The organism is Streptomyces marinisediminis (assembly GCF_026262575.1).
Lineage (GTDB): Bacteria > Actinomycetota > Actinomycetes > Streptomycetales > Streptomycetaceae > Streptomyces > Streptomyces marinisediminis.
In genome coordinates, this window is record NZ_JAPKFL010000036.1 from 1 (window position 1) to 22,753 (window position 22,753).

A 22,753-nucleotide genomic window follows, 5' to 3' on the forward strand; every position below is an offset into this window, starting at 1 on the left:
GGCCAGGAGCCGCTCGCAGTAGGCCAGCCCGAGCGGCGTGCCGTCCAGGCCGTCGTCGTAGGGCACCGGGGTGCCGTGGACGAGGGGGATGCCGGCGCCCGCGCGCTTGCGGGCGTTGCCGGTGACGGCCAGCGAGCCCAGCGACATGCCGTGGAAGGCGCCCGTGAAGTACAGGACGTTCTCCCGGCCCTTGACCTTGCGGGCCAGCTTCAGCGCCGCCTCGACGGCGTTGGTGCCGGTCGGGCCGGGGAACATGACCTTGTGGGGCAGGTCGCGCGGACGCAGCACCACGTCCCGGAACGTCTCCAGGAAGGCCCGCTTGGCGACGGTGGACATGTCCAGCCCGTGGGTGACGCCGTCGCGGTCCAGGTAGTCGATCAGCGCGCGTTTGAGCACCGGGTTGTTGTGGCCGTAGTTGAGCGAGCCGGCGCCGGCGAAGAAGTCCAGGTAGGTGTGGCCGTCCTCGTCGTACAGGTGGCTGCCCTGGGCCCGGTCGAAGATCGTGGGCCAGCCGCGGCAGTAACCGCGGACCTCCGACTCCAGGGTCTCGAAGACGCTCAGGTCAGGCTGGGTGATGGTCACGGATGGCTCCAGGGCGGTCAGGTCCGGCGGTGTGGCGGAGGCGGAGGTCACGACCAGCCGTAGTCGCCGCCGGGCGCCGCGGCGGCCGGGCCGGCGGAGGCCGCTCCCGCGGGGGCGGCGAGGGGCAGGGAGGCGAGGGCGGCGAGCACGAGAAGGGCGGAAAGGCGACGCATGACAGCTCCTGTTCGTGGGTGACACGGCGGTGAGGAGAGTGCGAGGACGTCCGACCGCGGGCCCCTGCGGGCCGGTTGACGCGGTCCCGGTGCAGCATCCTTCACAGCCGCGCGGCTCGCGTCACGGGGTACGGGGTGGCACGAAATGTCTGCGGCACTTCTGTGCATCTCCGTGACGAGTTTTGTGCGCACGGTGTGTGCGAAGGGTGTTCTGGCAGTAACATGCCAACAAAAAGACCGGTCGCGTACGTACAGGGGGATACGTGGAGCTGACCAGCCTTGGGCTGACCGAAAAGTCAGACGTCTTGTACCGAACCGTCCTGGCCCATCCCGATTTCAGCGTCACCGAACTGACAGAGTTCCTCTCCTGGCCGGAACCGACCGTCCGCCACGCGCTCACCGAACTCGCCGAACTGTCCCTGCTGTACGTCTCGGCCGACGCGGGCAAGCTCCGGGTACTCAGCCCGCAACTCGCCCTGGAGGCGCTGTTCGCCCGCGAGCAGGCCGAGGTCGTGCGGCGCCAACAGGAGCTGGAGGCCCGCCGTGCCGCCGCCGACCAGTTCCTCTCCGAATACGCCGACCTGCACCGCGAGGCGGAGCGACCGACCGTGGAACGACTGACGGGGCTGGACACGGTGCGCAAGCGGATCGCCGCGCTCGTGGAGGGGACGAGCCGGGAGGCGGCCACCTTCGCGCCCGGCGGGCCGCAGCCCGCCGACAACCGCGCGGCCAGCCGCCCCGTCGCCGAACGCGCCATCGCCCGGGGCATCACCAGCCGGACGGTCTACCTGGACAGCGTCCGCAACGACTCCGCGAGCGTGGAGTACGCGACCTGGCTCGTCTCGCGCGGCAACCAGGTCCGCACGGCGCCCTCGCTGCCCATGCGCATGCACATCTTCGACTGCGAGGCCGCGCTGGTGCCCATCGACCCCGACGACAGCGCCAAGGGGGCGGTGCTGATCCGCGAGCCCGGCGCCGTCACCGCCTTCTGCGCGCTGTTCGAGGCCATGTGGGCCACCGCGTCGCCGCTCGGGGAGACACCGCGCCGGGGCCTGCACGACCCCGGCTCCCAGCACCGCGAGCTGCTGCGGCTGCTCGCCCAGGGCTTCACGGACGAGGCCGCCGCGCGGCGGCTGGGGGTGTCCCTGCGCACCGAACGCCGGCTGATCAGCGAGCTGATGGAGCAGCTCCAGGCCCGCAGCCGCTTCCAACTCGGCCAGCGCGCCATGGAACACGGCCTCCTGTGAGGCCCTCCCCGGGCCGGGACGGTGCACCACCGACCCCGGCCCGGGCCGCGCACCACATCCGGTTCGACGCACACCACCGCTCCGGCACCCGGGCCGCACACCGCCGCCCGGGGAACGAGCCCCCGGGCGCAGGGCCGTGGCACCGCGTGCCGCGTCGGCACACTCGTGCCACGGTCCCTTTGTGACACCGGGAAACCGGTGACACCGGCCTCGGCGCTCGGCCACACTCGTCGAGGCCAGCCCGCGCCGCCCCGTCCGGGGGGAGGCGGGCCCGTCACACCAGATCGGGGGACCCATGTACGCGACGGCCACGGCCCGCCCTGAGGCCCGTGCCGGACTGGTGCGCCGCGACGGCTCCGGGGCCGTGCTCCCGGACGCGGCGTGGCACTGGGAGGGGGGCACGGGCCACCGGCGCTGGGCGTTCTACCTGCGCCCCTCGCTGTGCGACCCGGACACCGGCCGGCGGGTCTCGGCCTACAGCTTCGAGGACCTGTGGCGCGTCACCGCGGCGCTGCCCGGGGCCGGCGGCCTGCCCGCCGCGCGGTGCCGCGCGGTGGACGCCTGGAAGCTGATCGTCGCGCTGGAGCGGCCCGACCCGTCGCTGCCCGAGCGGCTGGCCGGGTCCGGGCTGCGCCTGCCCGCGGTGTGCCTGGAGACCCCGCTGGCCGGTGCGGAGCTGGGCGACCCGTGACGGCGGCCCCGGCCACCCGCCCCCGGCGGTGAGGCCGCGGCGGGTGTCCGGGCCGCCCCGGCGCGCCCACCGTCCGCCCCGTCCGCCCGCCCCGCTCGTCCGCCCCGTCCGCCTGCCCGCCGCCCCGCACACCGACGCGCACCGTCCCCCCGTCCACCCGGACTTCCGCCCATGTCAGCCACCGGTTCTGGAGCGACCATGCCCCGCGTAGCGTTCACCACCTTCGCCGTGCTCAACCACCCGTACCCGCACCTGAGCAACGAGGACTTCAACGTGCTGGAGGGCGTCGTCTTCGGCGCCTCCTCGGAGGCCCCCGGGTTCATCGCCCGCGCCGAGGCCGTGGGCGGCGCGCAGACCAAGTGGACCAACTTCGGCCGCCACTACGGCGAGTGGGGCGAGTTCCACGCGCCCTCCTTCTACACCGGGGGCCGGGACGACGAGACCGACACGCGCGCCTCCACCCTGTCGGTGTGGCGGGACCTGGAGTCCGTGCACGCCTACGCCTTCTCCGGCATCCACCTGTACGCGCTGAAGAACCGGCGCAAGTGGTTCGCGCACCTGCCGCACCGGCTGTACGCGGCCTGGTGGGTGGCCGACGACGCCGTCCCCACCTGGCGGGAGGCCTGCGACCGGCTGGACCTGCTCAACGAGACCGGCCCCACCCCGGAGGCGTTCGACTTCCGCACCGCCTTCGACGCCGACGGCAACCCCTACCGGCTGCGCATCGGCCGCACCGCCGCCGAGCACGCCGCATCCCTCGACGCCCCCGAATCCCCCGAGGCCGCCGCGTCCCTCGACGCCCCCGAATCCCCCGAGGCCGCCGCCCAGGCCTGACCCGCCCGCCGGGCCCGGCCGGTGCCCGGCGCCCCGTCCGCCCCCGCTCACGAAGGACCCCCGTGACGTCGACATCCCCGCCGCCCGGTGCCCAGGCCGGGTCCGCATCACCGCAGTTCCGCGCCCGGATGCTGCTGCCCATCCTGGCCGCGTCGGCCTTCCTCCTCACCCTCGCCGGCTCGGCGCTGAAGAACACCGTGCAGGTGTACTTCGTGCCGATGGCCGAGTCCTTCGGCGGCTCGCGCGGCGCCCTGGCCCTGGCCACCACGCTCTTCGCCATCACCGTGGCGGTGGCCTCGCCGCTCGTGGGCGGCATCGCCGACCGCATCGGCGGCGCCGCCACGCTGGCGATCGGCACGGGGGTGGCCGGGCTCGCGTTCGTCGGCTGCGCGCTGACCGGGCAGCTCTGGCTGTTCATCGTCGTCTACGGCGCGGTCGCGGCCTTCGCGTTCGCCATGCTGTCCTTCGTGCCGCTGGGCGTGCTGGTGGACCAGCTCTTCGCGGAACACCGCAAGGGCCTGGTCTACGCGCTGCTCACCAACGGCGCGGCGGTGGGCTTCATCGTCCTGGTGCCGCTGTGGTCCTGGCTGGACGGCGTCGCCCACTGGCGCAGCGTGCTGCTCGTCACCGGGCTGGCGTTCCTGTTCCTGCTCACGCCGCTGGCCGCGCTGGTGGCCCGCCGCTCGGCCGAGCTGAACCCCGCCGAGGCCGTGGAGGCCGCCGAGGCGGTGGACGGCACGCTGCCCCCCGCGGCCCGCCGGCTGTCCTTCGCCGACCGGCTCCGGGAGGCCGCCCGCGCCCGCGAACTGCGCGTGCTCGCCCTGGCCTTCTTCTCCTGCGGCGTGACGATGGCCTTCATCGACGTCCACTTCGTGCCGATGGTCCACGACCACGGCGCCGGCCACGCCACCAGCTCCTCGGCGCTCGTCCTGCTGGGCATCGCCGAGGTGGTCGGCGGCCTGCTGGCCGGCTGGCTGTGCGACCGCGGCTGGATCCGGATGGTCCTGGTCTCCGCCTACGCGCTGCGCGGTGTGGCGATGCTGACGATCACGTTGTCGCTGGACACCGTGCCGGTGCTCGCCTTCGGTGTGATCTTCGGCGTCAGCTACCTGGCCACGGTCGTCGCCACCACCATGTGGGCGGCCAAGGTCCTGCCCGTCGCCGTGCGCGGCACCGGCATGGGGCTGGTGTGGACCGTGCACGCCGTCGGCACCGCGATCGGCAGCCAGGCCGGCGCGTCCCTGGCCGACCTGACCGGCTCCTACGCCTGGGCCACCACCGGCAGCGCGATGCTCGCCGCCGCCTCCTGCCTCCTGATCGCCCTCACCCCCGGCCCCCGGACGGCGCCCGCTGACCGTTGACGCGCCGCACCCGAGAGCCCTGCCCTGTTCCGCCCACGCACTGAGGAGTAACCCACCTTGTCAACCGACCCCAAGGTCCACGACGTCCTCGGCATCGGATTCGGACCGGCCAACCTCGCGCTCGCCATCGCGCTGGAGGAGCGGTACCCGCACCTGTCGGCGCGGTTCCTGGAGAGCCGGGACACCCCGGAGTGGCAGCCCGGCATGCTGCTGGACGGCTCGGACATCCAGAACCACCCCAGCCGCGACCTCGTCACCCTGCGCAACCCGCGCAGCCGTTACAGCTGGCTGAACTACCTCTACGAGCAGGGGCGGTTGCTGCGGCACCTGAACCTGCCCGTGGAGTTCCCGCTGCGCAAGGAGTACGCCGGGTACATCCGCTGGGCCGCCGCGTTCTTCTCCCACCAGGTGGACCCCGGGCAGCGGGCGACGGAGGTGCGGCCCGTCCACCGGGACGGCGAGCGGGTGTACGAGGTGATCACCCACACCGGACGGCGCTACCTGGGCCGCACGCTGGTGCTGGCCCCGGGCCGCACCCCGTACGTGCCCCAGGCGTACCAGGAGGCGCGCGGCGCCCGCGTCTTCCACCTCACCGAGTACCTGCCCCGGCTGCGGCAGCTCACGGCCGACGGCGACCCGCGGGCCGTCGCGGTGATCGGCGGCAGCCAGAGCGCCGTCGAGCTGGCCCTCGACCTGAACCGGCGCTTCCCGCGGACCCGGGTGGCCGTCTACAGCCGCGCCCACTCGCTGCGGCTGAAGGACACCAGCCCCTTCAGCGAGGAGGGCTACTTCCCGGAGTTCACGCAGTACTACTACAACGCCGCCCCGGCCGCCCGCCGCGCGCTGGACCGCTACATGCAGCCCACCAACTACTCCTCCGCGGACGGTGACGTCCTCAAGGAGCTGTACCTGGCGGTCTACGAGCAGGAGCTCGACGGGGACCAGCGGGTGTTCGTGCACGGCAACCACGAGGCGACCGAGGTCACCGCCACGGACGAGCGGGTGGCGCTGGACTTCCGGGAGCTGCACACCGGCGCCCGGGTGCACGACGAGGTGGACTTCGCGGTGCTGGCCACCGGCTTCCGCAACCTGGGCCCGGGCCCCCACGAGGAGCTCTACCCGCCGCTGCTGGCCCCGCTCGCCGACCGCTTCCGCACCGAGGAGGACGGCCGCCTGGAGATCAGCCTGGACTACTCGCTGCGCCCGCTGCCGGACGCCGGCGAGCTGCCGCCGCTGTTCCTCAACGGGCTGTGCGAGTCCAGCCACGGCATCGGCGACGCCGGGTCGTTCAGCCTGCTCTCGCTGCGCGCGGGCACCCTGACCGACGCGCTCGCCGAGCGGCTCGGCACCACGCCCACCGCGCCCACCGCACCCGCCGCGCCCACCGCGGCCGCCTCCACCCCGCCGCCGGAGGCCGCCGCCGCCGCGGCCCTCGCCGTCTGACCGGACCGCCGACTGCTACGGAGACGCTCACCGTGCCCATCAACGACGTCGTGGTGGCCGGGTTCGGTCCCTCCGGGATCGCCCTGGCCGCCGCCATCGAGGATCACGACGACGCCCACCCTGAGACCCGCCCGGTCGCCGCCGCCTACCTGGAGCGCGCCGCCACCTCCGCGTGGCAGCCGCACCAGGTGCTGCCCGGCACCGACATCCAGCACCACTTCCTGCGCGACCTCGCCACGCCCCGCGACCCGCGCTCGCGCTTCACCTTCCCCAGCTTCCTGCTGGCCAGCGGCCGCTTCTACCCCTTCACGCTGCTGGGCGGGTACGTGAGCCGGCTGGAGTGGTCGGAGTACGTGCAGTGGGCCGCCGAGCAGGTGCGCACCCCGGCCGAGTACCACCGCGAGGTGCTGCGCGCCGAGCCGGTGGTGGACGCCGACGGCACGGTGCGCACCGCCCGCGTCGTCAGCCGGGACCCGCGCGACGGGACGGTCCACGAGCACCTGGGCCGCAACGTGGTGGTCGCCACCGGCCACCGGCCCCACGTCCCGGAGGTGTTCCGCGAGGGCCTGGGGCCGCGGGTCTTCCACGCCGCGGAGTACCTGCCGCGACTGGCCGCGCTGCCCGCCCCCCAGGGCCGGGCGCCGCGGTTCGCGGTGGTCGGCGGCGGTCAGACGGCGGGCGAGATCGTCCTGCACCTGGCGGCCGAGCACCCGGCGGCGGACATCCACTCGCTCGTGCGGCACGCCGGCTTCCGGATGTACGAGCTGGGGCACTTCAGCAACGAGGTGTACTTCCCCGGCGAGACCGACTACTTCTACGGTCTGGACGACGCCGGCCGCGAGCGGGCGCTCGACCAGGCCCGGGCCACCAACTACGCCGCCGTCGACCCGGACGTGTCGACGGCGCTGTACCAGGCGGCGTACCAGGAGCGGCTGACCGGCCGGCAGCGCCTGCACATGCACCGGCGCACCGGGGTCACCGGGGTCGAGGTCACCGACGCGGGCGTGCGGCTGGCGACCACGGAGCTCTTCACCGGGGAGCGGGCGGCCCTGGAGGTCGACGCGGTGATCCTGTGCACCGGCTACACCGAGCCGCGGCTGCCCGAGCAGCTCGCCCCCTTCACGCCCTACCTGCGGCTGGACGCGCAGGGCCGCCCGGAGGTCACCCGGGCGCACCGGGCGCACACCGACGAGCGCTGCGAGGTGGGCCTGTACCTGGACGGCCTCACCGAGTGGCGGCACGGCATCGCGAGCGCCACCTCCTTCAGCCTGATGGCCGACCGGGCCGACCTGCTCCACCGCGACCTGCGCGAGCGGATCGCCCGCGGGCGCGAACCGCACCCGGCCAAGGCCGCCGCCGCGGTCCTGGCCTCCTGACCGCGCGCGCCCTCCCCTTCCCACCACTCGCCACCGACCACCGAGGACTCACCGTGCACATCTTCACCACCAACCCCGAGGACATGACCTACGAGGAGGCGTACAACGTCAGCGGCCGGCGCATCTTCCCCTGGCCCGAGGCCGTGGAGGAGCCGTTCTGGGGCGGCGCCTGGGTGGACGTGGCCCCCGGGGACACCTCCACCGCGCACTCCCACGACGAGAAGGAGATGTTCTTCATCACCGAGGGCAGCGGCGTGCTGCGCATCGGCGAGGAGCGGCGGCGGGTCAGCGCGGGCGACACCGTGTTCATCACCCCCTTCCAGGACCACGACCTCACCAACGACGGCACCACCCGGCTGCGGTTCGTCACCATCTGGTGGGGCGGCGCGGACGCCGTGGCCGCCGAGCGCGCCAAGTGGGCGGCCGAGCTGGGTGTCGCCGACCCCGGTCAGGAGCGCGCCCGGTGACCTCCGCGGACGCGGTGGTCGTGGGCGGCGGGGTGGTCGGTGCGGCCATCGCGCACCAGCTCGCCCTGGCGGGCCTCGGCCGGATCGTGCTGTGCGACCAGGGCCGCATCGGCGCCCAGGGCGCGACGTCCCGCTCCGGCGGCCTGCTCCGGCTGCACCACACCAGCCGCCACGACACCGAACTGACCGCCCGGAGCCTGCCCGTCTTCGAGCAGTGGGACGAGCTGGTCGGCGGGGCCTGCGGCTACCGCCGCACCGGGTTCCTGCTGCTGGTCGGCGAGCGGCACGCGGAGACGCTGCGCACCAACAGCGCGGCGATCACCCGTGCGGCCGGGTACCGCAGCGTGGAGGTGCTGGACGCGGCCGAGGCCGTCCGGCTCTACCCGGGGCTGAGCCCGGACGGCGTGGCCGCAGCGGCCTACGAGCCGCACGGCGGCTACGCCGACCCGGCCGCCGCCGCCCACGCCCTGCTCGCCGCCGCGCGCCGCCGCGGCGTCCTCCTCTTCGAGGGGACGACGGCCGAGCGGGTCGTGGAGCGCGGCGGCACGGTCACCGGCCTGGAGACCTCCGTGGGCCGGATCGACAGCCCGCTGGTGGTGCTGGCCGGGGGCGCGTGGGGCACGGGGCCGGCCGCGCACCTGGGCGTGACCGTCCCCGTGACGGCGCGGCGCATCGGCCTGGCGCAGCTCGAACTGCGCGGCGCCGGGCGGCGCGGCGCGCAGCGTTCCGTGCCCACCTGCATCGACGACACCACGGGCACCTACTTCCGGCCCGAGGGCACCAACCGGCTGCTGTTCGGCGTGCCCAGTGACCCGGACGTCCGGCTCGGGCAGGACGTCACCCCCCTGACGGCGGAGGAGGTCGCCCGGGCCGCCCGGACGCTGGGGCGCCGGGTGCCGGGGGCCGGCACCGCGCCCGTGGTCGGCACCCGGGCCGGGCTGGACGGCTACACCCCCGACAAGCGGCCGGTGATCGGACCGGCGGGCCCGGACGGGCTGTACCTGGCGACCGGGTTCAGCGGCGGCGGCTTCAAGATCGCCCCGGCCGTCGCGGAGCTGGCGGCCGTCGAGATCGCCGAGGGCGGGGCCGTCGCGGGGAAGGCCGCCCAGGAGCTGCTGGAGCCCTACCGTCCCGGGCGGTTCCTGGCCGGCCGGCCGATCGTGCCGGAGGCGTCGTATGACCACATGTAGCGAGACCGCACGCGGCCGGGTCCGCACGGTGGTGGGCCTGCTCCGGGAGGACGTGGCCACCGTGCTCAGCAAGGACCCGGCGGCCACCAGCGCCCGGGAGGTCCTGCTCTACCCGCACATCCACGCCCTGTGGACCTACCGCGTCGCCCACCGGCTGTGGCGGCGCGGACACCGGGTCAGCGCCCGGGCCCTCTCGCTCGCGGCGCGCGTGGTGACCGGCATCGAGATCCACCCCGGCGCGGTCATCGGGCGGCGCTTCTTCGTCGACCACGGCACCGCCGTCGTGATCGGCGAGACGGTGCGCATCGGCGACGACGTCATGCTCTACCACCAGGTGACGCTCGGGTCGGCGGGGTGGTGGAAGGACCAGCGGCGCCCGGCCGGGTCGCGGCGCCACCCCGTGGTGCGCGACCGCGTGATCATCGGCACGGGCGCCAGCGTCCTGGGCCCGGTGACCGTCGGCGCCGACTCCCGCATCGGCGCGCACGCCGTCGTCCTGGACGACCTGCCCGCCGGGGCCCGGGTGACGGCCGCCCCCTCCCCCGCGCGCCCGACCGGGGAGCCGCCGCCGGAGGGCCGCGACGCCCCGGCGCTGTGCGTCGCGGACGCCGCCGGCGCGGAGCGGGAAGCGGCCGACACCCAGCACACCCGGCAGGACCGGGACGTCCCCCCTCTCCCCCAGGCCGCAGAGATCGCGGAAGGAAGCCGTTCGGCATGAGCACCTACATCGTCACCAGCGCGCCACCCAACCCCAACGGGGACCTGCACCTCGGCCACCTGTCGGGGCCGTTCCTCGGCGCCGACATCCTCACCCGCCACCTGCGGCAGCGCGGGCACGACGTGCGCCACGTCGGCTACTCCGACGAGCACTCGTGCTACGTCCCGCGCCGCGCCGCCGAGGTCGGGGCGACCGCCCACGAGACGGCGCTGCGCTTCGGCAACCGCATGGAGGAGACCCTCTACCTGGGCGGGATGCACCACGACTGGTTCACCCGCCCGCTGACCACCCCCCGGCACACCGAGACCGTCCAGCGCTTCTTCACCGGGCTGTGGGAGCGCGGCCGGCTCCGGGTGCGCGAGCTGCCGGTCTTCCACTGCGCCGGCTGCGACCGGCATCTGTACGAGGCCGAGGTGCGCGGGGAGTGCCAGTTCTGCCGCGAGCCCTCCGACGGCGTCTACTGCGAGGCGTGCGGGCTGCCGCAGGACCCGGCGGGCCTGGCCGCCCCCCGGTGCACCGCCTGTTGGCAGGAACCGGAGATCCGCACGCTGCGCCGGATCGTCTTCCCGCTGGAGGACTACCGCCAGCAGCTCCTGGACTACTACGCCCGCGCCCAGCAGGAGACGGAGTGGCGGCCCCGGCTGCGCGCCTACCTCAACACCCTCCTCGCCGACGAGCTGCCCGAGACCCCGATCAGCCGGCTGGCCGACTACGGCATACCGGTGCCGCTGGCCGACTGGGACGGGCACATCCTCGACACCTGGTTCAGCGGCATCTTCGGCTACCTCGCCGCCACCGGGTGCCTGTACGACGCCGAGGGGCGCCCCGGGCGGGGCGAGGAGCTGTGGCGCGACCCGGCCACGCGCATCGTCAACTTCATCGGCTTCGACTGCTCCTTCTCGCACGCCGCGCTGTGGCCCGCGCTGCTGCTCGCGCACGGCGGGATGACGCTGCCCAGCCAGATCGTCACCAACGAGTTCTACCGGCTGGAGGGCGGGAAGTTCTCCACCAGCCGGGGCCACGCCATCTGGGGCGGTGAGTTCCTGCGCCGGGTCTCCCCCGACGCGCTGCGGCTGCACCTGAGCCTGACGGGTCCCGAGCGCGAGCAGAGCAACTTCTCGATGAAGGAGTTCACCGACACCGTCGAGACGGTGCTCGTCGACGGGCTGGAGGACTGGTCGCGCACCCTGCTGCGCTGGCTGGACGAGGACTTCGAGGGCGTCGTCCCCGACACGGAGCCCGACGCCGGACCGCTCGCCGCGACGCTGGGCGAGCTGGCCGGGGAGGTCGCCGTCGCGCTGTCCGCCGAGTCCTTCTCCCCGAACCGGGCGACCGCCGCGCTGACCACGGCCATCTCCCAGGCCGCCGGACGCCTGCCCGTCCTGGCCAGGCTGCGGCGCGCGGCGGAGGCCGAGGGCGACGCCGCCGGGGAGCGGCGCGCGGAGTACGCGCGGCACCTGCTCGCCCACGTGGACGCCCTCGCCCTGGTCGTGGTGACCGCCGCGCCGATCATGCCGGGCTGGTCCGCGCTGCTCGCCCAGCACCTCGGGCTCGCCCGGGACCCGTGGACGGGGCTGCCGCGGTGGCCTGAGGACACCGCCGCCCCGCTGGTGCCGCGCGGCGGCCGGCTGGCGGGTGAGCCCGCCCCGTTCTTCCACGGCGCGGAGTGAGGAGGGTGGAAGAAGCGGAAGAAGAGGCCGCGCGGCCGGGAGGCGGTGCCGGTGCCGTCCGCCCGGCCTGGGACACCCTGACCGGCGTCCTGGGGGCCGGCACGCTCCTGGTCCCGGCCGCGCTCGTCGGCGCGCCGGGCGCCTGGGGCCTGTCGCTGGCCGTCGCCGCCGGGCTGGCCCTGTGGTGCCTGCTCGTGGCGGCGGCCGGCGGCACCCGCTCGGGCGGCGCGGCGGCCCTGGCCGGGGCACGCCTCGGCCCCGGCGCGGCGCGGCTGGTGCACGCGCTGTACTTCGGCGGCATCGCCGCGGGGCAGGCGGCGCTGGTCACGGCGGCCGGGCAGTTCGTGGCCGACGGCCGGGCCGCGCGGTGGGTGGCGGTGGGCGTCCTGGGCGGCGCGGCGGTGTGCGTGGCCGCCGGGTGGACGCCGCCGCCCCTCGCCCGGCGGCTGCGCCTGGCCGCGGTCGTGCTCCTGGCCGGCGTGCTGTGGCTCCGCCCCGGCGCGCTCGCGCTCGACGGCGCCGGGGCGCTGGGCGCCCCGGCGACCGCCGTCGTCCTGCTGTTCGCCTGGGTCGGCCTGGAGGGCTCGGTGCCCGCGCCGCGCGAGGGCCGCGCCCGGCTGGGCGGCGCCCTGGCGGGCCTGGCCGCCGCGGCGGCCCTGTACGCGGTCCTGCTCCTCGCGCCCCCGGCACCGGCGGACGCGGGCGGAAGCGGCGCGCTCGGCGGCGTCGCGGCACTCGTCCTCGGGGTGTACTGCGTGACGAACCTCCAGGCCGCCGGGGCGCACGGGGCCCGGCTGCGCGGCACGCCGCGCGGTGCCGCCCTCGCGGCGGTGGCGGTGGCCCTGGCCGGCACCGCGCTCGCCGCGCTCGCCGACTGGACCGTGCCGGCCCTGCTCCTGGCCCCCGGCGCCGCCACGGCCGCCCTCTACGCCGTACTCGCCACCGCCGCGCTCCGGAGGCGGAGGGCGCCGGCGCCCCGCTGACCCGCCGCGCGCGTGCGCGACGGCCGGCGCGACGCCGGTCCGCGCGAGCGGCCGCGGGGCCCGGAGGCCGCCCGCCCGGGCCCCGCCGGCTCCCGCCCGGTGGCGCGGTGGTCGAGTGCCGCGTCGACCGAGGTTCGCCCCGTCGCGACGCCCGGCACGGCGCCTCGCGACGCACCGCGCCGGACGCCCGCTCCTCGACGGGCGACCCGCACTGGCGCGGCGCTAGGAGGCGGGTTCGACGATGGCGTGTTCGACGACGATCTCGCCCAGCGTCAGGTCGACGTCGAGCCGCACCGTGCCGGTCGGCGCCGCGTCACCGCGCGGGGCGAGGGTGAGCGTCTCGCGGTACCGGACACCGCCGCCACTGGTCTCCACGCGCCCCTGTCCGTCCGGCCGCGCCGCCGGGACGCGGTAGCCGCCGGCCCCGAGGCGCAGATCCAGCCGCAGGGTCGTGTTCTCCGGCACGATCACCCGGACCTCGCCCACCCCGGCGTGGACCGCGCTGCGCACCGTCTGCCCCTCGGCGAGATCGATGCCGGAGAGGTCGAGCACGGTCTCCCCGTTGCCGATGCGGTAGGCGGGCCGTACGTCGGCCGCCGTGGCCGGGGCCCAGGTGGTGCGCGTCCAGTCGGTGGTGACGTCGGGGGGGAGCAGCGCGGCGCCCGCGAGCACCCCGGCCGCCAGCAGCGTGGCCAGCACGGTGCCGAAGCCGAACCGGCCGGCGAAGATGCTGACCAGCATGCCCGCGACCAGCACGCACAGCGCGGCGACGGAGCCGGTGACGAGCGCGGTGCCCAGCTCGCCGGAGTCCCAGGCGGCGGCCGTGCCGATCCCGCCGGCGACCAGGGCGGCCGGTACCACCAGCCACCCCAGCCGCCGCCTGCGCCGCGCGGGCACCGGCGCCGGGCCGGGTTCGCGCTCGGCCAGTGTGACGGGCGCGGCGTACGGGTCCGGGGCGGGCGACGGGGTGCCGGCGTCCGCGTCGTCCGGCCCCCACAGGTAGCCGGTGTCCTGACCGGCCGGGGCGTCCTTGGCGAGCGGGTCGCGCCACCACGAGGGGGCGTGGGGCACCGGGGGCGCCTGCGCCTCGGGCGGGGCGTGCGGCAGCGGTTCGGAGCGCGCCTCGGCCTCCTCGTGCCGGTTCCTGGACCAGACGACGCCGCCCGCGAGCGCCGCGAGCAGCAGCATCGGGAAGAGCACGCTGGGCTGGCCGCCGCCGAGCGCCGCCAGCATCAGACCGGTGCCCGCGAGCGTGCACAGCAGGGCGGCCAGCGAGGAGCCCTCCACCCGGCCGGTGAGCAGGCGGCGGCCCTCGTTCTCCTCCTCGCCCTCCTGCGGCACGAGCAGCCAGGCGGCGCCGTACAGCAGCAGCCCGAGCCCGCCGACGAGCGAGAGGACGGCGACCGGCACGCGCAGGACCACCGGGTCCACGTCGTAGTGCCGCCCCAGCCCGCCGCACACCCCGGCGACCACCTTGCTGCCGCGGCTGCGCTCCAGCCGCGCGGCCTCCGGCGCCGGGCGGCCCCCGCCGTCCCCGCCGGTCCCGCCGGTACCGCCGGTCCCGGCCCGGACCCCGGCGCCGGTGCCCGCGCCCGGCCCGCTCCCGGTGGCGCCCGGCCCGGCTCCGGCGCCCGCTCCGGCGGTGTGCCCGGCGTCGCGGTCTCCGCGCTCGTCCCTCGTCATACGCCCATCCTCACCGCTGCGCACCCCGGCGGGCATCCGGGCCCTACCCGGAACCGACCCTGAGTCCGCGCCTCCGGGGGCGCCTCGGGGTCACCCCTGATGCCCGCGCCGTCCGCTGCGTGTGACGATCGCACCATGAGCACCGCCGCGTCCGCCCCCGCCGTCGAGTCACCGCCGCTGCGCCGCCTGTACCGCAGCGCGGAGGGCCGCTGGCTGGGCGGCGTGGCCCGGGGTCTGGCCGGGCACCTGGCGCTGCCGGTGCTGTGGGTGCGCGTCGCCTTCGTCGTCCTGTTCTTCACCAGCGCGCTCGGCGCGCTCGTCTACGCGGTGTTCTGGTTCGTGGTGCCGCTGGGCACCGGTGGCGTGGCCGCGGCGCCCCGGCCGCCGGGGCTCAAGCGCCCGCTGCGCGGCAGGCGTCCGGACCGGGCGCACTGGCTGGCCGCCGCCGTGCTGGTCGTGGCGGTCGTCGTGCTCGGCACGAACATGACCTTCGGCTCCGGCAACGCCTACCTGTGGCCGCTGCTGGTGATGGGCGCGGGCGTCGCCGTGGTGTGGCGGCAGGCGGACAACGCGCGCCGGGCCCACTGGACGGAGGTCAGCAGGCGGCGCCGGCTGCTGCCGATCGCGCGCAGCGCGGCCGGGGTGGTGCTGGTGGGCGTCGGCGTGACGGGGTTCGTCGTCATCCAGGGGTCGGCCGAGCAGTTCGGCGCGGTGCTCCAGGCGTCGCTCGCGGTGCTGGTGGGCATCGGTCTGCTGGCGGGGCCCTACCTCGTCCGCGTCACCCAGGATCTGTCCGAGGAGCGGCTGATGCGCATCCGGGCGCAGGAGCGCGCCGAGGTCGCCGCGCACGTGCACGACTCCGTGCTGCACACCCTCACCCTGATCCAGCGCAACGCCGACAACGCGCGCGAGGTGGCCCGGCTGGCCCGCGCGCAGGAGCGGGAGCTCCGGGCCTGGCTCTACCGGGGCGGCAGGCCCGAGTCCGAGGAGGAGGCCGAGGCCCCGCAGACGCTGGCCGAGGCGGTCAGGGCCACGGCCGCCGACGTCGAGGACCACCACGGGGCGCCGGTGGAGGTGGTGTGCGTGGGCGACTGCCCGTGCGACGACCGGCTCGCGGCGCTGCTCCAGGCCGCCCGCGAGGCGATGGTCAACGCCGCCAAGTACGGTGGCGAGGCGGGCGCGGTGCAGGTGTTCGCGGAAGTGGAAGGGCGCGGCGTCTTCCTCTCGGTACGCGACCGGGGCCCCGGTTTCGACCTGGACGCGGTGCCCGCCGACCGGATGGGCGTGCGCGAGTCGATCATCGGCCGGATGGAGCGCAACGGCGGCACGGCCCGCATCCGCACCGCGCCGGGCGAGGGCACCGAGGTGGAGCTGGAGATGGAGAGGGCGGAATGACGACGACCGAAGGCACCGAGGGCACCGAAGGCACCGGCGGACCCACCGGATCCGGGCGCCGGGTGCGGGTGGTGCTCGTGGACGACCACCGCATGTTCCGCGCGGGTGTCCAGGCCGAGATCGGGGACACCCGGACGACCGGCGTGGAGGTCGTCGGCGAGGCGGGCGACGTGGAGCAGGCGGCCTCGGTGATCGCCGCGACGCGCCCGGACGTCGTGCTGCTGGACGTGCACCTGCCCGGTGGCGGCGGGGTGGAGGTGCTGCGCCGGCGCGGCGGCGCGGTGAGCGCGGCGCAGCAACCGGTGCGCTTCCTGGCGCTGTCCGTCTCCGACGCGGCCGAGGACGTCATCGGCGTCATCCGGGGCGGCGCGCGCGGCTACGTGACGAAGACGATCACCGGCGCCGACCTGGTGAACGCCATCTTCCGGGTCGCGGACGGCGACGCGGTGTTCTCCCCGCGCCTGGCCGGGTTCGTCCTCGACGCCTTCGCCTCCTCCGACGCCCCGCCCGTCGACGAGGACCTGGACCGCCTCACCCAGCGCGAGCGCGAGGTGCTGCGGCTGATCGCCCGGGGCTACGCGTACAAGGAGATCGCCAAGCAGCTCTTCATCTCGGTGAAGACGGTCGAGTCCCACGTCTCCGCCGTCCTGCGCAAGCTCCAGCTCTCCAACCGCCACGAACTCACCCGCTGGGCCACCGCCCGCCGCCTGGTGTGACCCCCGGGTCGGGTGTCCCGGTGCCGCGCCCCGGCGAAACGGGCCAGCCTCCACCGCCCCCGTGGAGGTGGCCCCCAGGCGACGCCTCCGCGACGGCGATGCGCGGTGACCTCAGCCGAGCGGCAGCTCCGCCCAGACGGTTTTGCCAACCGTGTGCGGGATGACACCCCACCGGGCGGCCAGGTGATCCACGATCAGCAAGCCGCGGCCGTACATCTCGCCGTCGGCAACCTCGCGTTGGCGCGGCTGGCGTTCACCGCGCGGGTCGGTGACCTCGATGCGCAGAGCGGACGTCGTCAGCATGAGGTGGACCCGGAAGTAGCGCCCCGGCAGACAACCGTGCAGGAGTGCGTTCCCGGCAAGCTCGCTGACGGTCAGCGCCACGTCGTCCGCGATGCTGCCATGGCCCCACTCCGTAACCAGCCGTGCCGCCCGCCGCCGGGCGAGCCGCACGCTGCCCGGGTAGGGCGTGTAGTGCAAACGGTCTTCCCGTACTACGGGTGCCGCCGAGCGCTGCGCGTCCATGGTTCCCCACCTCTCTTCGCAGGCTGAAGCCGGCACACAGGGGTGTCCACCACCCAGCCCGATGAGCGATCGAATAACTACAGCGAGTAGACGACGTTTTCATCCAGGAGCAATAGTCTCTGGGAATTAATTCCCCACACCTCGACTCGCACGGACCGAGGGGACAGACTGCTGCCGTGAACCAACGGTCATACCAAGGCAATCGGGTCTCCACCGTCCTCGGACGCAAGCTTGGCAACGAGCTGCTACGGCTTCGCGACGCGGCTGGGCGAACCCAGCAGCAGGCCGCCGAAGCGCTCAGCGCTACCGCGACCAAGATCGTCAAGATGGAGCGCGGATGGGTGCCCATCCGGGACCCCGACCTTCGCGCCCTGTGCGACTTCTACGGTCTCCGCGACCCGAGCGCTGTTGCCTCGCTGCTGAACCTGGCGCACCTCGACCGCGAGCGGCGCAAGGCCAAGGGGTGGTGGCAGCAGCTACCGAAAACGGGCTCGCTGAGCGAGTACATCGCCATGGAGGACGTGGCGAAGCAGGTGCGGACCTGGCAGCTCTCTTTCGTACCCGGGCTGCTCCAGACGGCCGAGTACGCGCGTGCGCTGGCGGTGGGAGAGGGCGCTTGGGACGATCCCGACGAGATCGAGCGCATGGTCGATGCGAGGTTGCAACGTCAACGCCGCCTGCGCGACGACGACCCCTTGCACGTGTACGCCGTGGTGTGGGAAGCGGCTCTCCGCCAACTCGTCGGTGGGCCGCCCGTCATGCGCGCACAACTCTCTCGGCTGTCGGCAGTGGCCGAGCTGGCGACCGTACGCCTTCAGGTACTGCCCTACCGAGCCGGTGCACACGCCTGCGCCGCGAGCTCTTTCACGATCATCTCCTTCGCGGAGGACGAGGCAGCCGACGTTGTGCACACGGATACGATTGGCTCAACGGTCTGGGCGGAAAACGAGTACGACAGCTCGAAGTACCGTGAGTTCTTCGATCGCACCGCCAGGCAGGCGCTCTCCCAGAGCGACTCCTTGTCCCTGATCGACAGCATCCGTAAGGAGTTGTAAGCGTGCCCGGGTTCGAGTTCCGCAAGTCGAGCTACAGCAGCGGCAGCGGAGAGTGCGTGGAAGTGGCCACCAACGTCCAGGGAGCGGTAGGCATACGGGACTCCAAGGTCGCTCATGGGCCGAACCTCCGCCTGGCGCCGGCCGCCTGGACGGAGTTCCTCGCCCACCTGCGTGAGCAATCCGCGTGACTACGTCAGAGTGATCGACAACGTCCGTAAAGGGATGTGGCCGTGACCCGGTTCGAGCTCCGCGAGTCCAGCTACGGCGGCGGACAGCCGGACTTGCCGGGCGTTGAAGTAGCCACGAACGTGGCCTCCACCGTGGCCGTGCGGGACTCGAAGGCGAGCGACGGGTCGACACTGCTGGTAGCTCCGGGTGCATGGGCCGCGTCCTTCGCACGCCTCTGGCGCGATCAACCCGTATGCCCCGGCCTGACGCCCCTGGCTCCGGAGCTACCGCGAAGTGGCGGCGAGTAGCTCGACGTAGCGGCGGAGCGGGTGGGCTTGCCGCGAGTCGGCCGCTTCCACCGTCTGGGGCTCCCGGCCATGCGCAGCCGACGGCGGTACACCCTCGCGGCGGACATCGCACGGAGCGGCAGGGCGCACCCTCCTTGGGAGGAGCGCGTCGTGTGTATCGCAGAGGTGATGCCGGGGGGCGGTACTCCGGGGGGCGGTGGTCGTGACGGGGGTGCCGTGCGGGGCGGCAGGGGCGACACTCAGTGTCACATTCGGACGGTTTTCGTCACGTTCAGTGTTTACTTCGAGGGGCGCGCCGGTGTGCGACCGGTGGGCGGACGTCACCACTCGGAGGAGAGCCATGCAGAACCGACGCGACCTGTTGCGCCTGGGTGCCCGGGCGGGGGCCGTCACCGTGGCCGCGGGGCTGGCCGGGCTCCAGCCGGCCGTGGCCGCCCCGCGTCCGGACGCCGGTGGGCCGGAGGCGTCCGCCTGGCGGGAGCTGGAGCGGGCGCTGAGCGCGGGCGGGCGGCTGTACCGGCCGTACCACGACGAGTTCGGGAAGCTGGCGAAGCCGGACAACCTGCGGTACGCGCACGTCCGCCCGGCCGGGATCGCCGCCTGCGCGGACGCGCTGGACGTGCAGGCGGCCGTGCGGTGGGCGGTCAAGCACGGGGTGCCGCTGGTGCCGCGTTCCGGCGGGCACAACTACGCGGGCCACTCCACCACCGACGGGCTGCTCATCAACCTGCGGCGCATGGACGGCGTCACCGCGCACGGGACGCTGCTGCGCGTGGGGGGCGGGGCGACCAACTCCGACGTCTACGCCGCCCGCGCCGCGAACCTGTACTTCCCCGGCGGGCGGTGCCCCGGCGTCGGGGTGGCGGGGCTGACGCTCGGCGGCGGGCTCGGCTTCAACGACCGCAAGTGGGGCATGACCTGCGACCGGCTGCTGGAGACCGAGGTCGTGCTCGCCGACGGCACCCTGGTGCGCGCGGGCGACCACGCGCACCAGGACCTGTTCTGGGCCTGCCGGGGCGGGGCGGGCGGCAACTTCGGCATCAACACCGGGTTCACCTTCCGCGCGGAGTCGGTGGCCGAGCAGGAGGCCACCGTCTTCGACCTCACCTTCCCGCTGGACCGCGGCGTCCGGCTGATGGCGGCCGTCCAGGAGGCCCTGGAGCGGGACCGCGCCGGCGACCTCGACCTGCGGGTCGGCTTCTCCCACTCCGGCTCCGGCAGCGGTGCGATCGCCGTGCTCGGGCAGTACCTCGGGGACGAGGACCGGCTGCGCCGCCTGCTGCGGCCGGTGCTGGCGCTGCGGCCGGTGCGGGAGTTCGTCGAGCAGCGCCACTTCTGGGACGCGCAGGACCACCTGATGGCCGCGCCCGAGAAGACGGCCATGGCCACGAAGTCGCTGGTGGCCGACGACCGGCTGGACGGGCGCACGGTGGCCGAGATCGTGGAGTGGACCCGGAACTGGCAGGGCGGCGGTGCCGGCAACACCGGCTACGTCACGCTGTTCGCGATGGGCGGCATGAGCGCGGTGCCCGGGGCGGGCGAGACCGCCTACCCGCACCGCGCCGCCCGGTTCGTCATCGACATCGGCACGCACTGGCAGCCCACCGCCGCACCGGAGACGGTGCGCGGCCTGCTGCGCCAGACGCGGGCGGTCTACCGCACGCTCTCGGCCGCCCTGGGCACCACGGACGCCTACGTCAACTTCCCCGACCCCGAGCTCGACGACTGGCACACCGCCTACTACGGGGACAACTACGCCCGGCTGGTGGAGGTCAAGCGGCACTACGACCCCCGGGGCGTCTTCCGCTACCCGCAGGCGGTCGGCACGGCCTGATGAGGCGGACGGGCCCGGCCCGGCGCGGTGGCGGGCCCGCCCGGGGCGCCACCGCGCGGGTCGGGTGCGTCAGTTGGCCAGCCAGTGGTGGTCGCGGGCGACGCGGGCGACGGCCTGGCGGATCTGGACGATCTGGGCGGCGGTCAGGGTGGGCACCGACTCCAGCAGCGTCTCGGTCATCTCCTGGCGGAACTCGCGGGCGGAGAGCACGTCGCACAGGACGTCCTCGTCGTCACCGGGGTAGCCCCCCTGCCCGCCGCCCCGGCTCGGGGCCGCCTCCACGACGCTGACCATGGAGGCCTTCGGGCCCCGGTCGCCGTGACCGAGTTCGAACTCCACGATCGTCCCCGGCCGGTACATCGCCTTGTCGTTCTGGAGATCGTTCGCGTGCATGAAGATGTCCTCGCCCCCGTCATCGGGGACGATGAACCCGTAACCGCGTACGTCGTCGAACCGCACGACCTTGCCCAGCGCCACCGCACACCTCACCACAACAGCTCGCCATTTCCGTGGGCGACCCGGACCGGCCGCCCCGACCACGGCACGATAACAGCACGCGGCCGGTGCGGGACCGGCCGCGTGCGCGCGGGGACGGGGCCCGCGCTCACTCCCACTCGATGGTGCCCGGGGGCTTGCTCGTCACGTCCAGCACGACGCGGTTGACGTCGCGCACCTCGTTGGTGATGCGGGTGGAGATGCGCGCGAGCACGTCGTAGGGCAGGCGCGACCAGTCGGCCGTCATCGCGTCCTCCGACGAGACCGGGCGCAGCACCACCGGGTGCCCGTACGAGCGGCCGTCGCCCTGGACGCCGACCGAGCGGACGTCGGCCAGCAGGACCACCGGGCACTGCCAGATCTCGCGGTCGAGGCCGGCCGCCGTCAGCTCCTCGCGGGCGATGGCGTCGGCGGCGCGCAGCAGGTCGAGCCGCTCGCGGGTCACCTCGCCGACGATCCGGATGCCCAGGCCGGGGCCGGGGAACGGCTGGCGCTGGACGATCTCGTCGGGCAGGCCCAGCTCCTGGCCGACCATGCGCACCTCGTCCTTGAAGAGCTGGCGCAGCGGCTCCACCAGCTCGAACCGCAGGTCCTCGGGGAGCCCGCCGACGTTGTGGTGCGACTTGATGTTGGCCGTGCCGGTGCCCCCACCGGACTCCACGATGTCCGGGTAGAGCGTGCCCTGCACCAGGAAGGCGACCTCCTGGCCCTCCTCACCGGCCTCGGCCACCAGCTCCGCCTGGGCCTGCTCGAAGACGCGGATGAACTCCCGACCGATGATCTTGCGCTTCCGCTCCGGGTCGTGGACGCCCGCCAGCGCGTCCAGGAAGCGCTGCTCGGCGTCGACGACCTTGAGCTGCACGCCCGTCGCCGCGACGAAGTCCTTCTCCACCTGCTCCGTCTCGCCCTGGCGCATCAGGCCGTGGTCGACGTAGACGCAGGTGAGCTGGTCCCCGACGGCGCGCTGCACCAGGGCTGCGGCCACCGCGGAGTCCACCCCGCCGGACAGGCCGCAGATGGCGCGCTTGCCGCCCACCTGGGCGCGGATCGCGGCGACCTGCTCCTCGACGATGCTGCCCGCCGTCCACGTGGGGGCCAGGCCCGCGCCGCGGTAGAGGAAGTGCTCCAGCACCTGCTGCCCGTGCGTGGAGTGCATCACCTCGGGGTGGTACTGGACGCCGTACAGCTTGCGGGCGTCGTTCTCGAACGCGGCCACCGGCACCATGTCCGTGGACGCGGTGACGGCGAACCCCTCCGGCGCCGCCGAGCACGCGTCACCGTGCGACATCCACACGCTCTGCTCGTCCGGGGTGCCCTCGAACAGCGTGGACCCGGGCTTGCTCACGCTCAGCGCGGTGCGGCCGTACTCGCGGGCCCCGGTGTTGTCCACCGTGCCGCCGAGCGCCTGGGCCATGAGCTGGAAGCCGTAGCACATGCCGAAGACGGGCACACCGGCCTCGAACAGCGCGGCGTCCAGCTCCGGGGCGTCGTCCGCGTACACCGACGAGGGGCCGCCGGAGAGGATGATCGCCTTCGGCTCCCTGGCGAGCATCTGGGCCACCGGCATGGTGGACGGCACGACCTCGCTGTAGACCCGGGCCTCACGGACCCGACGGGCGATGAGCTGGGCGTACTGCGCGCCGAAGTCGACGACGAGGACGACGTCCGGCGGGGTGGGCGCGGTGGGCGCGGTGGGCGCTGAAGCCACGAGACGGCCTTTCGGCGGTGGAGCGGGAGAGGTGCCCCCCATTCTACCGGCGCCCGCCCCACCACCCCGGCGGCCTGTGCACGGCCCGGCGTCCCGGCGGTCGGCCGCCCCGGGACTCCGGGCTCCGGCGC

23 protein-coding genes are annotated in these 22,753 nt (G+C 74.6%); 17 read left to right on the forward strand and 6 right to left on the reverse strand.

Features of this window, described 5'->3' with window-relative positions; genetic code table 11:
• Both OSB71_RS22080 and OSB71_RS22085 read right to left on the reverse strand, forming a co-directional pair.
• A partial coding sequence (locus tag OSB71_RS22080) for an aminotransferase class III-fold pyridoxal phosphate-dependent enzyme (protein ID WP_265950549.1) occupies nucleotides 1-582 on the reverse strand: 582 nt, incomplete at its 3' end.
• A 47-nt stretch (nucleotides 583-629) separates the two neighbouring features.
• A complete protein-coding gene (locus tag OSB71_RS22085; RefSeq protein WP_265950550.1) occupies nucleotides 630-755 on the reverse strand; it encodes a hypothetical protein in 126 nt (41 codons plus the stop codon).
• A 305-nt stretch (nucleotides 756-1,060) separates the two neighbouring features.
• On the opposite strand from OSB71_RS22085, the gene OSB71_RS22090 reads away from it, so the two are divergent.
• The 11 genes from OSB71_RS22090 to OSB71_RS22140 all read left to right on the forward strand — a co-directional run bounded on the left by OSB71_RS22090 (nucleotide 1,061) and on the right by OSB71_RS22140 (nucleotide 12,735).
• Nucleotides 1,061-2,002: a helix-turn-helix transcriptional regulator gene (locus OSB71_RS22090; protein ID WP_265950551.1), complete on the forward strand. Its 942-nt coding sequence runs from the start codon at nucleotides 1,061-1,063 to the stop codon at nucleotides 2,000-2,002.
• A 295-nt stretch (nucleotides 2,003-2,297) separates the two neighbouring features.
• On the forward strand, nucleotides 2,298-2,693 hold the full coding sequence (locus OSB71_RS22095) for a hypothetical protein (RefSeq protein WP_265950552.1): 396 nt from the start codon (nucleotides 2,298-2,300) through the stop codon (nucleotides 2,691-2,693).
• 198 nt (nucleotides 2,694-2,891) lie between these two features.
• Nucleotides 2,892-3,527, forward strand: coding sequence for a DUF3291 domain-containing protein (locus tag OSB71_RS22100; protein WP_265950553.1), 636 nt, complete (start codon nucleotides 2,892-2,894; stop codon nucleotides 3,525-3,527).
• 62 nt (nucleotides 3,528-3,589) lie between these two features.
• Nucleotides 3,590-4,888 (forward strand): MFS transporter, encoded by a 1,299-nt coding sequence (locus tag OSB71_RS22105; protein ID WP_265950554.1) that lies wholly within the window; start codon nucleotides 3,590-3,592, stop codon nucleotides 4,886-4,888.
• Between the two features lie 57 nt (nucleotides 4,889-4,945).
• Nucleotides 4,946-6,331 carry a SidA/IucD/PvdA family monooxygenase gene (locus tag OSB71_RS22110; protein ID WP_265950555.1) on the forward strand — a complete coding sequence of 462 codons (1,386 nt, stop codon included), beginning with the start codon at nucleotides 4,946-4,948 and terminating at the stop codon, nucleotides 6,329-6,331.
• 32 nt (nucleotides 6,332-6,363) lie between these two features.
• Nucleotides 6,364-7,707, forward strand: coding sequence for a SidA/IucD/PvdA family monooxygenase (locus OSB71_RS22115; protein WP_265950556.1), 1,344 nt, complete (start codon nucleotides 6,364-6,366; stop codon nucleotides 7,705-7,707).
• 53 nt (nucleotides 7,708-7,760) lie between these two features.
• Nucleotides 7,761-8,174, forward strand: coding sequence for a cupin domain-containing protein (locus OSB71_RS22120; protein ID WP_265950557.1), 414 nt, complete (start codon nucleotides 7,761-7,763; stop codon nucleotides 8,172-8,174).
• A complete protein-coding gene (locus OSB71_RS22125) occupies nucleotides 8,171-9,364 on the forward strand; it encodes an NAD(P)/FAD-dependent oxidoreductase (protein ID WP_265950558.1) in 1,194 nt (397 codons plus the stop codon). The genes OSB71_RS22120 and OSB71_RS22125 overlap by 4 nt, the downstream gene beginning before the upstream one ends.
• The gene (gene epsC, locus OSB71_RS22130) at nucleotides 9,351-10,082 is read left to right on the forward strand and encodes a serine O-acetyltransferase EpsC (RefSeq protein WP_265950559.1); all 732 of its coding nucleotides are present in this window, start codon (nucleotides 9,351-9,353) and stop codon (nucleotides 10,080-10,082) included. Before OSB71_RS22125 ends, epsC begins: the two co-directional genes overlap by 14 nt.
• Nucleotides 10,079-11,752, forward strand: coding sequence for a class I tRNA ligase family protein (locus OSB71_RS22135; RefSeq protein WP_265950560.1), 1,674 nt, complete (start codon nucleotides 10,079-10,081; stop codon nucleotides 11,750-11,752). The genes epsC and OSB71_RS22135 overlap by 4 nt, the downstream gene beginning before the upstream one ends.
• A 5-nt stretch (nucleotides 11,753-11,757) precedes the next feature.
• The gene (locus OSB71_RS22140; RefSeq protein ID WP_265950561.1) at nucleotides 11,758-12,735 is read left to right on the forward strand and encodes a hypothetical protein; all 978 of its coding nucleotides are present in this window, start codon (nucleotides 11,758-11,760) and stop codon (nucleotides 12,733-12,735) included.
• Between the two features lie 222 nt (nucleotides 12,736-12,957).
• Here OSB71_RS22140 and OSB71_RS22145 read toward each other — a convergent pair whose 3' ends face one another.
• On the reverse strand, nucleotides 12,958-14,418 hold the full coding sequence (locus OSB71_RS22145; RefSeq protein ID WP_265950562.1) for a PspC domain-containing protein: 1,461 nt from the start codon (nucleotides 14,416-14,418) through the stop codon (nucleotides 12,958-12,960).
• A gap of 135 nt (nucleotides 14,419-14,553) precedes the next feature.
• Here OSB71_RS22145 and OSB71_RS22150 point away from each other — a divergent pair, with 135 nt between their 5' ends.
• Together OSB71_RS22150 and OSB71_RS22155 are read left to right on the forward strand one after the other, a co-directional pair.
• Entirely contained in the window at nucleotides 14,554-15,813 is a 1,260-nt protein-coding gene (locus OSB71_RS22150) for an ATP-binding protein (RefSeq protein WP_265950563.1), read from the forward strand.
• The gene (locus OSB71_RS22155; protein WP_265950564.1) at nucleotides 15,810-16,529 is read left to right on the forward strand and encodes a LuxR C-terminal-related transcriptional regulator; all 720 of its coding nucleotides are present in this window, start codon (nucleotides 15,810-15,812) and stop codon (nucleotides 16,527-16,529) included. The genes OSB71_RS22150 and OSB71_RS22155 overlap by 4 nt, the downstream gene beginning before the upstream one ends.
• 111 nt (nucleotides 16,530-16,640) lie before the next feature.
• Here OSB71_RS22155 and OSB71_RS22160 read toward each other — a convergent pair whose 3' ends face one another.
• Nucleotides 16,641-17,054: an ATP-binding protein gene (locus tag OSB71_RS22160; protein WP_265950565.1), complete on the reverse strand. Its 414-nt coding sequence runs from the start codon at nucleotides 17,052-17,054 to the stop codon at nucleotides 16,641-16,643.
• Nucleotides 17,055-17,230: 176 nt separating this feature from the next.
• Here OSB71_RS22160 and OSB71_RS22165 point away from each other — a divergent pair, with 176 nt between their 5' ends.
• From OSB71_RS22165 to OSB71_RS22180, 4 genes are all read left to right on the forward strand, one after another.
• Nucleotides 17,231-18,109 carry a helix-turn-helix domain-containing protein gene (locus OSB71_RS22165; RefSeq protein ID WP_265950566.1) on the forward strand — a complete coding sequence of 293 codons (879 nt, stop codon included), beginning with the start codon at nucleotides 17,231-17,233 and terminating at the stop codon, nucleotides 18,107-18,109.
• Between the two features lie 2 nt (nucleotides 18,110-18,111).
• On the forward strand, nucleotides 18,112-18,297 hold the full coding sequence (locus tag OSB71_RS22170) for a DUF397 domain-containing protein (RefSeq protein WP_265950567.1): 186 nt from the start codon (nucleotides 18,112-18,114) through the stop codon (nucleotides 18,295-18,297).
• Nucleotides 18,298-18,339: 42 nt separating this feature from the next.
• Nucleotides 18,340-18,585, forward strand: a complete 246-nt coding sequence (locus OSB71_RS22175; protein ID WP_265950568.1) for a DUF397 domain-containing protein — start codon at nucleotides 18,340-18,342, stop codon at nucleotides 18,583-18,585.
• Between the two features lie 340 nt (nucleotides 18,586-18,925).
• The gene (locus OSB71_RS22180; protein ID WP_265950569.1) at nucleotides 18,926-20,419 is read left to right on the forward strand and encodes an FAD-binding oxidoreductase; all 1,494 of its coding nucleotides are present in this window, start codon (nucleotides 18,926-18,928) and stop codon (nucleotides 20,417-20,419) included.
• A 69-nt stretch (nucleotides 20,420-20,488) separates the two neighbouring features.
• Here the strand turns inward: OSB71_RS22180 and OSB71_RS22185 are convergent, their stop codons facing one another.
• Both OSB71_RS22185 and guaA read right to left on the reverse strand, forming a co-directional pair.
• Complete coding sequence (locus tag OSB71_RS22185; RefSeq protein WP_265950570.1) at nucleotides 20,489-20,896, reverse strand: cold-shock protein; 408 nt, start codon at nucleotides 20,894-20,896, stop codon at nucleotides 20,489-20,491.
• A gap of 127 nt (nucleotides 20,897-21,023) precedes the next feature.
• On the reverse strand, nucleotides 21,024-22,622 hold the full coding sequence (gene guaA, locus OSB71_RS22190) for a glutamine-hydrolyzing GMP synthase (RefSeq protein ID WP_441005707.1): 1,599 nt from the start codon (nucleotides 22,620-22,622) through the stop codon (nucleotides 21,024-21,026).
• Nucleotides 22,623-22,753 lie beyond the last annotated feature (131 nt).

Coding starts and splice junctions, on each gene's coding strand:
- OSB71_RS22095 (WP_265950552.1), top strand. CDS start 2,298: ATGTACGCGACGGCCACGGCCCGCCCTGAGGCCCGTGCCGGACTGGTG.
- OSB71_RS22150 (WP_265950563.1), top strand. CDS start 14,554: ATGAGCACCGCCGCGTCCGCCCCCGCCGTCGAGTCACCGCCGCTGCGC.
- OSB71_RS22155 (WP_265950564.1), top strand. CDS start 15,810: ATGACGACGACCGAAGGCACCGAGGGCACCGAAGGCACCGGCGGACCC.
- OSB71_RS22135 (WP_265950560.1), top strand. CDS start 10,079: ATGAGCACCTACATCGTCACCAGCGCGCCACCCAACCCCAACGGGGAC.
- OSB71_RS22160 (WP_265950565.1), bottom strand. CDS start 17,054: ATGGACGCGCAGCGCTCGGCGGCACCCGTAGTACGGGAAGACCGTTTG.
- epsC (WP_265950559.1), top strand. CDS start 9,351: ATGACCACATGTAGCGAGACCGCACGCGGCCGGGTCCGCACGGTGGTG.
- OSB71_RS22100 (WP_265950553.1), top strand. CDS start 2,892: ATGCCCCGCGTAGCGTTCACCACCTTCGCCGTGCTCAACCACCCGTAC.
- OSB71_RS22145 (WP_265950562.1), bottom strand. CDS start 14,418: ATGACGAGGGACGAGCGCGGAGACCGCGACGCCGGGCACACCGCCGGA.
- OSB71_RS22085 (WP_265950550.1), bottom strand. CDS start 755: ATGCGTCGCCTTTCCGCCCTTCTCGTGCTCGCCGCCCTCGCCTCCCTG.
- OSB71_RS22180 (WP_265950569.1), top strand. CDS start 18,926: ATGCAGAACCGACGCGACCTGTTGCGCCTGGGTGCCCGGGCGGGGGCC.